We start from the raw sequence: 7,108 nt of genomic DNA, 5'->3' as shown, positions 1-7,108 counted from the left end.
GACAGATAATTTTTTTATTGAAACAATAGAGATGTTACCCCTTTCAATCGTAAAGGGGTTGTCAACTTTGTTTACAAAAAATTGACAAATAAAAATTTGAATAATTGATGATTTTCTAGTAGAATTAGAGTATTACATATAATAGGAGAAAAACTTTGCTAACAGTATCTGATGTTTCACTACGTTTTAGTGATCGTAAACTTTTTGATGATGTAAACATCAAATTTACAGAAGGAAATACCTATGGTTTGATTGGTGCCAACGGTGCTGGAAAATCAACCTTTTTAAAAATCTTAGCTGGAGATATTGAACCGACAACTGGGCATATCTCTCTTGGACCAGACGAACGTCTTTCAGTACTTCGTCAAAATCACTTTGACTACGAAGATGAGCGTGTTATTGATGTTGTTATCATGGGTAATGAAAAACTATACAACATCATGAAAGAAAAAGACGCCATTTATATGAAAGAAGATTTTTCAGATGAAGATGGTGTTCGCGCAGCTGAACTTGAAGGAGAATTCGCTGAACTAGGTGGTTGGGAAGCAGAAAGTGAAGCTTCACAACTCTTACAAAATTTGAATATTCCAGAAGAACTTCATTACCAAAATATGAGTGAACTAGCAAATGGCGACAAAGTAAAGGTTCTCCTTGCTAAAGCCCTCTTCGGTAAACCAGATGTCCTTCTTTTGGACGAGCCAACCAATGGTCTGGATATTCAATCCATCACTTGGCTAGAGGATTTCCTAATCGACTTTGATAATACTGTCATTGTCGTATCCCACGACCGTCACTTCTTAAATAAAGTTTGTACTCACATGGCTGACCTTGACTTTGGAAAAATCAAACTCTATGTCGGAAACTACGACTTCTGGAAGGAATCTTCTGAGCTTGCTGCTAAATTACTAGCAGACCGTAATGCTAAAGCAGAAGAAAAAATCAAACAACTTCAAGAATTCGTTGCTCGTTTCTCTGCTAATGCTTCTAAATCAAGACAAGCAACTTCACGTAAAAAAATGCTTGATAAGATTGAGCTAGAGGAAATTGTTCCTTCTAGTCGTAAATATCCATTCATCAGCTTTAAAGCTGAACGTGAAATTGGGAACGACCTCTTAACAGTAGAAAATCTATCTGTAAAGATTGACGGTGAAACTATTCTTGACAACATCAGCTTCATCTTGCGTCCAGGTGACAAGACAGCTCTTATCGGACAAAACGACATCCAAACAACTGCCTTGATTCGTGCCATTATGGGTGAAATTGACTATGAAGGGACTGTCAAGTGGGGAGTTACAACTAGTCGCTCTTACTTGCCAAAAGACAATTCAGCTGATTTTGCTGGCAGTGAATCTATCCTTGACTGGCTCCGTCAATTCGCAAGTAAAGAAGAAGATGACAACACCTTCCTACGTGGTTTCTTAGGCCGTATGCTTTTCTCTGGAGACGAGGTTAACAAACCTGTAAACGTCTTGTCAGGGGGAGAAAAAGTGCGCGTGATGCTCTCAAAACTCATGCTTTTAAAATCAAACGTTCTTGTACTTGACGATCCTACAAATCACTTAGACTTGGAATCTATCTCAAGCTTGAACGATGGATTGAAAAACTTTAAAGAGTCCATCATCTTTGCCAGTCACGACCATGAGTTTATTCAAACTTTGACTAACCACATTATTGTCCTATCTAAAAACGGCGTCATCGATCGTATTGATGAAACATATGATGAATTCTTAGAAAATGCTGAAGTTCAAGCAAAAGTCAAAGAACTTTGGAAAGATTAGGTAGAACTTAAAAAACTCAGTTGAATTAACCAACTGAGTTTTTTTATTAATTACTTGTAAATCATTCATTGTTTCACGTGAAACTTTTTTAATCTTCATCCATTTTTTTAGGTTGATAAGCAAGCATACCTAATCCTATGAATAGAATTAAAGTTACGAGAAGGAAAATTACCTGATAATGAACATTCCCTGTCATAGAAATTGTTTGTCTCAATCCTGAAACTGAATAACTCATTGGTAACCAAGGATTGACAGCCTTAAAGAAATCATTAGTCAAAGCAAGTGGATAAGTTCCTGCACTTGATGCTAATTGTAATAATAGTAAAATAAGAGAGAAGAAAGCACCTAAGCGACTATTCCATGTCGTTAACGCGGTTACCATAGACATAAAGGTCAAACTTGCGATGATGATTAAGAACAAGGTTCTCATTTCATGATTTGCCGTTAGACCGATAAGATGAACTCCTCCATAGACTAAGACAGCTGCTAAAACAGCTATAACTCCATTTATTTCGAAACGAGATTTAACCCAAGCCCAACGACTTTCAGGATGACGACCTGAAGGTAACTTAGCAAAAATCATATTTGTTGATAACGCAGCAACAAAGAGGGCCACAGATATCATATAAGGAGCCATAGCAATCCCATTTACAGGAACCTGATCATTGTCTGTTTTTGAAAGACTCAAGGGCTCAGATAATACTTCTGCATTACTAGACTCTGTTGATGCTATTTTTAGTTGATTGCTAGCAGCGTTCAATCCATGTTCTAGTCCAGTAGCTCCTACTTGTAAACTTTCAATACCAGCAGTTAAAGTTGTTCCACCATCTGCTAGTTTTCCAGCGCCATCAGCAATTTTCACTGCTCCACTTCCTAACTGAGAGCTAGCTGAAAGCAATTGATTTGATTTGTCTGTTAATTGACTAGAACCTAGCTGTATTTTATCAAGTCCTGCAATTAAGTCTGAACTCTTACTATTTAATTGGCTAGAACCAGATGAGAGTTTTTCGATACCTGTTACTAGTTCTGGAGTTTTCCCAGCTAGCGAATCCAAACCAGTTGTCAAGGTTGAAGAGTTTTCTGTCAACTTACTTGATCCAGAAACCAATTGATCCAAACTTGTTGTTAAAGTTTTATTCTTTTCACTTAGTTGGTTTACACCTAAAGAAATAGTATCCAACCCTTTAGTATAATCATTAACTCCATTTTCAATCGATTGACTTCCAGGAACTAACTGATTATCTAAAGCATTTTGCAACTGTGTAAATCCACTTGACATAGATGTCAAGGAACTAGACGCCACAGTTAATACTTGATTTGCTTTAGTCTGTAAAGTAGAAAGATTAGAGACTGGTTGGTTTACACTTCCCAAATTTTCTTTTAGATCTCCTACCGTCGTTAAAATTGCTTTTGCTGACTCTATCGTAGAGTTAGAATTATTTGAAACAGCTGCAGTCAGTTCTTGTTTCTGAGTATCAGTAAGAGATTGATAAGTTGCTGTTGCTTGAAGATTGGTAAGAGTTTTCTCTTGCTCTGTTTGACTATTAGTCACAATAGTTTGAGCAAGAGTAGATATATTCGCTAAATCATTAGATATTGTACTTTTAAGTTCAGTATTATCTGAAATAGTTACAGCTTGAAGTGCTTTATTCAATTCATCTAAACTAGTTGCTAATTGAGTGATTTCCTCTTTTTGTTGAGATGAAATATTCAATTGAGTCGAAATTTCTTTAATTCCTTTATTTAATTGGGTAATACCGTCTCTCAATGTGTCTGATTGACTAGATAATTGATTTGCCCCAATAGATAGCTTGTCAACACCGCTTGTGTAAGCATTGACACCAACTGAAAATTGATTGAGACCTGTATTCAGTTGCGAAACTCCTCCTGCATATGACTTCATTCCAGTATTTAGCTGATTGACACCTGCTACTAATTCTGGAGTCTTGGAAGATAATTGATTGAGTCCAGTGTCAACCTGTGAAACTGCACTTGTATAGTTCTGTAAACCATCATTAAATGTACCTAAGCCACTATTCAGTTGCTTTACTCCTGTTACATACGTTGTCAACCCTTTTGTAAATTGATTTGTGCCATCAGAAAAGGTTAAACTTGAACTAGCTAAAGTGTCAAGATTAGAAGACAATGTCTGACTTCCTACAGCTAACTGACTAGCCCCATTGGCCAATTGTTCACTTCCATCAGCTGCCTTCGTTAAACCAGATTTTAAATCTCCCATCTTTTGAAATAAAGCTTTCGTATAGGTTTCGGTTACATTAGCAGAAACATTTTGTTTTAACTGTGTCATGGCAGAATCACTCATCTTACTTGCAATGAAACTATGCCCGCTAGAAGTTTGATAGTTAATATTCATTTGTTCTGGGTGATCTGATAGAATAGAAGCAGCCTTTTCAGATAAGTCACTTGGTAAAGTTACTACCATATAGTAATCACCGTCTTCTAGACCCTTCTTACCTTCTTCTTCACTGACAAAATGAAAATCTAATGATTTATTTTGCTCTAAATTGGACACCATGTCTTTTCCAATAGTCATTGTGTTTCCATTATAAGATGCTTCTTTATCATTATTAACGACCGCTACAGGCAACTCAGATAATTGGCCATATGGATCCCACATAGATGATAAAAATATGATGTTGTATAAAGCAGGAATAAGAGAAATCCCTATCATTACAATGATAAAGGTTGGTTTTTTAAAAATTGCTTTCCATTCTTTAAACATATTGTCTCCTTTTTTACACATATTGTCTAAAATTTTGATATAATAGATTATACATTAAAAATTCTTATTTACAAGTCAAAATTATCATTTTTAGACACTAAGTCTATTTTTGTTCACAAGGAGGAACTATGAAAGAGAGCAACAAACGCTTAAAAACCAAACGTACTATTGAGAACGCCATGGTTCAATTATTAACGGAACAACCATTTGATCAAATTAGCACTATTAAGCTGGCAGAAAAAGCCGGAATTAGTCGTTCTAGTTTTTATACTCATTACAAAGATAAGTATGATATGATTGAACATTACCAAAGTAAGCTTTTTCATACCTTTGAGTATATTTTCCAAAAACACGCAAATCATAAAAGAGATGCTATTCTAGAAGTGTTTGAATACTTAGAGTCTGAACCTTTACTAGCTGCTCTTCTATCTGAAAATGGTACAAAAGAGATACAAAACTTCCTGAGAAATAAACTTCACATTATGCTTAGCACTGACCTCCAAAAACGCTTTATGCAATTAAATTTAAACAATATTGAGTTAGAGTATAGCAGTATTTATCTAACAAACGCACTATTTGGTGTATGCCAAACCTGGATTGCTCATGGAAAAAAAGAAAGTCCACAAGAAATGACAAACTTTCTTATGAAAATGTTGGGAGATGCAAATTAGAGACAAAAAAAGAACACCAATGGTGTTCTTTTTGTTTAACTCCGCCAGTAGGACTCGAACCTACGACATCATGATTAACAGTCATGCGCTACTACCAACTGAGCTATGGCGGATAATATAGTCCGTACGGGATTCGAACCCGTGTTACCGCCGTGAAAAGGCGGTGTCTTAACCCCTTGACCAACGGACCATCTATCTGTAGCAGATATAACCATTATATCAATTTCTTACTAATTGTCAATCACTTTTTAGATTTTTTCTCCAGAATATCTCTTAATTTCCGTACCTTTAGACGGGTAATTGGACAACGATGATCCTCATAAAAAACCACTTCTAAATTTTTTCGATCAATTTCCCTAATATTTCCTACATTGACAAGAAATGATTTATGAGCAGAATAAAATCTTTGAGTATCTTTATCTTTTTCTTGAATATCCGCCATAGTACCATAAAATTCTTTGGCAAAATTCTTACCAATAATCCTTAATTTATGAGATACTCCTGTTGTTTCAATATATAAAATATCATGGTAGGGAATTTTTAAATCATTTCCCTTGTAATTATAGTCAAAATAATCCACAACATCTTTATTTTCAAGCAGCATACTTTTGGTATATAAGATACTCTGTTCGATACGTTTTTTAAATAATTCATCATTGATATCTTTATCAACAAAATCCAAGGCTGATACTTGATATTTGTAAGTTAAGGTAGCAAATTCTGATCTACTAGTAATAAATACGATAATTGCATAGGGATTGTGGCGACGAATAAACTGTGCTACCTCAAATCCTTTTTTCTCAACACCATGAATATCAATATCTAGAAAATAAAGCTGGTTTACTTCATCATTTTCGATATATTCCTTAAATTCTCGTTCTTTACCTGTTGTTTTATAAGAAATAGGAATATTTAATTCCTTTGAAATTTCATCCAAGGTTCTTTCTAATCTGACTTGATGTTGAATAACATCTTCTAAAATTAATACTTTCATTCAAACTCTCTCTTAAATCTAATAATCTGTCTAAACTTACTATCTTCCATCTCTGTCTCTAAAATGATATTTTCATACTTATCCAAAATATCTTTGACATTATTAAGACCAATTCCTCTATTTCTACCTTTAGTAGAAAAACCTAGTTCAAACAAGTCTTCTGAAGGCGTCATAGTATATTTACACGAATTTTGAATCACGATAACTGTTTCTAAATCCATCTTAATCACTGCAACCTCCATTTGTTTCAAGTAACTTTCTGCAGCACCTTCGACAGCATTGTTCAATAAAACGCTCATAATACGCACAAAATCAAGTAAATCAATTGACAACCTTGTGATAATATCCTTTACTTCTAGTGTAAACTCTACGTCCTTATTTCTTGCATATACAATAGATTGAGCAATTAAACTTCGTAAAGCTGAATCTTCTATATTGTTTAAATCAAAATATGTATACTTATCTGAACGTAATTTTTGATTAGCTTTGACTAGAACTTGATTGTAAATTCTGTCAATTTCCTGTAAATCTTTACTGTCAATTGCCATTTGCATACTGACAAGCATCCCTGCATAATCATGACGAAAACCACGGATTTCATTATACAAAGCCACAATTTCATCTGTGTAAGTCTGTAAATGTTCTTGTTCAAATTTTTTCTGATTTAGAGCAATTTCTCTTTCAACTTGGACCTTCTTGGCATTCATTGCAAAGAAGATTAGTAATAAACAAATAAAGACAATTGTTGCTAAAATACTACCAAAACTATTAAAATGCACATAATTACTTACTATATCTGAAATGAATAATAGGATTTGTAAAGCAAAGAAAGCAAAGATGACCTTTTTAAAAAATGAATAGAGGTAATCTTTATCAAAATAATTGAGCTCCAAGTGAAAATAAAAAATAATTTTTTTTATTA

General features: G+C 34.3%; 5 protein-coding genes and 2 tRNA genes. 2 read left to right on the top strand and 5 right to left on the bottom strand.

Features of this window, described 5'->3' with window-relative positions; all coding sequences use genetic code 11:
• Window positions 1–155: 155 nt before the first annotated feature.
• Complete coding sequence (locus tag NML75_RS08680; RefSeq protein WP_004250954.1) at window positions 156–1,778, top strand: ATP-binding cassette domain-containing protein; 1,623 nt, start codon at window positions 156–158, stop codon at window positions 1,776–1,778.
• 88 nt (window positions 1,779–1,866) lie between these two features.
• Here the strand turns inward: NML75_RS08680 and NML75_RS08675 are convergent, their stop codons facing one another.
• Window positions 1,867–4,521, bottom strand: a complete 2,655-nt coding sequence (locus tag NML75_RS08675) for a YhgE/Pip domain-containing protein (RefSeq protein WP_004250953.1) — start codon at window positions 4,519–4,521, stop codon at window positions 1,867–1,869.
• 128 nt (window positions 4,522–4,649) lie between these two features.
• Between NML75_RS08675 and NML75_RS08670 the strand changes: the two genes are divergently transcribed.
• Complete coding sequence (locus NML75_RS08670; RefSeq protein ID WP_004250951.1) at window positions 4,650–5,192, top strand: TetR/AcrR family transcriptional regulator; 543 nt, start codon at window positions 4,650–4,652, stop codon at window positions 5,190–5,192.
• Between the two features lie 39 nt (window positions 5,193–5,231).
• On the opposite strand, the gene NML75_RS08665 is transcribed toward NML75_RS08670, so the two are convergent.
• The 4 genes from NML75_RS08665 to comD form a co-directional block, all read right to left on the bottom strand.
• A tRNA-Asn gene (locus NML75_RS08665) sits at window positions 5,232–5,305 on the bottom strand.
• Between the two features lie 5 nt (window positions 5,306–5,310).
• Window positions 5,311–5,382: transfer RNA gene (locus NML75_RS08660), tRNA-Glu, on the bottom strand.
• Window positions 5,383–5,433: 51 nt separating this feature from the next.
• A complete protein-coding gene (gene comE / locus NML75_RS08655) occupies window positions 5,434–6,186 on the bottom strand; it encodes a competence system response regulator transcription factor ComE (RefSeq protein ID WP_004250949.1) in 753 nt (250 codons plus the stop codon).
• Window positions 6,183–7,108: competence system sensor histidine kinase ComD (gene comD / locus NML75_RS08650; RefSeq protein WP_254804379.1), on the bottom strand; the 926-nt coding region annotated here is incomplete at its 5' end. The genes comE and comD, both read right to left, overlap by 4 nt.

Source organism: Streptococcus sp. CF4-3, assembly GCF_024295385.1.
Lineage (GTDB): Bacteria > Bacillota > Bacilli > Lactobacillales > Streptococcaceae > Streptococcus > Streptococcus infantis_I.
The sequence above is the reverse complement of the archived record's forward strand: the minus strand, read 5'-3'. Positions and strand labels throughout refer to the sequence as shown.

What these genes read in the sequence shown, in the direction of transcription:
- NML75_RS08675 (WP_004250953.1), bottom strand. Translation starts at nt 4,521, where the DNA reads ATGTTTAAAGAATGGAAAGCAATTTTTAAAAAACCAACCTTTATCATT.
- comE (WP_004250949.1), bottom strand. Translation starts at nt 6,186, where the DNA reads ATGAAAGTATTAATTTTAGAAGATGTTATTCAACATCAAGTCAGATTA.
- NML75_RS08670 (WP_004250951.1), top strand. Translation starts at nt 4,650, where the DNA reads ATGAAAGAGAGCAACAAACGCTTAAAAACCAAACGTACTATTGAGAAC.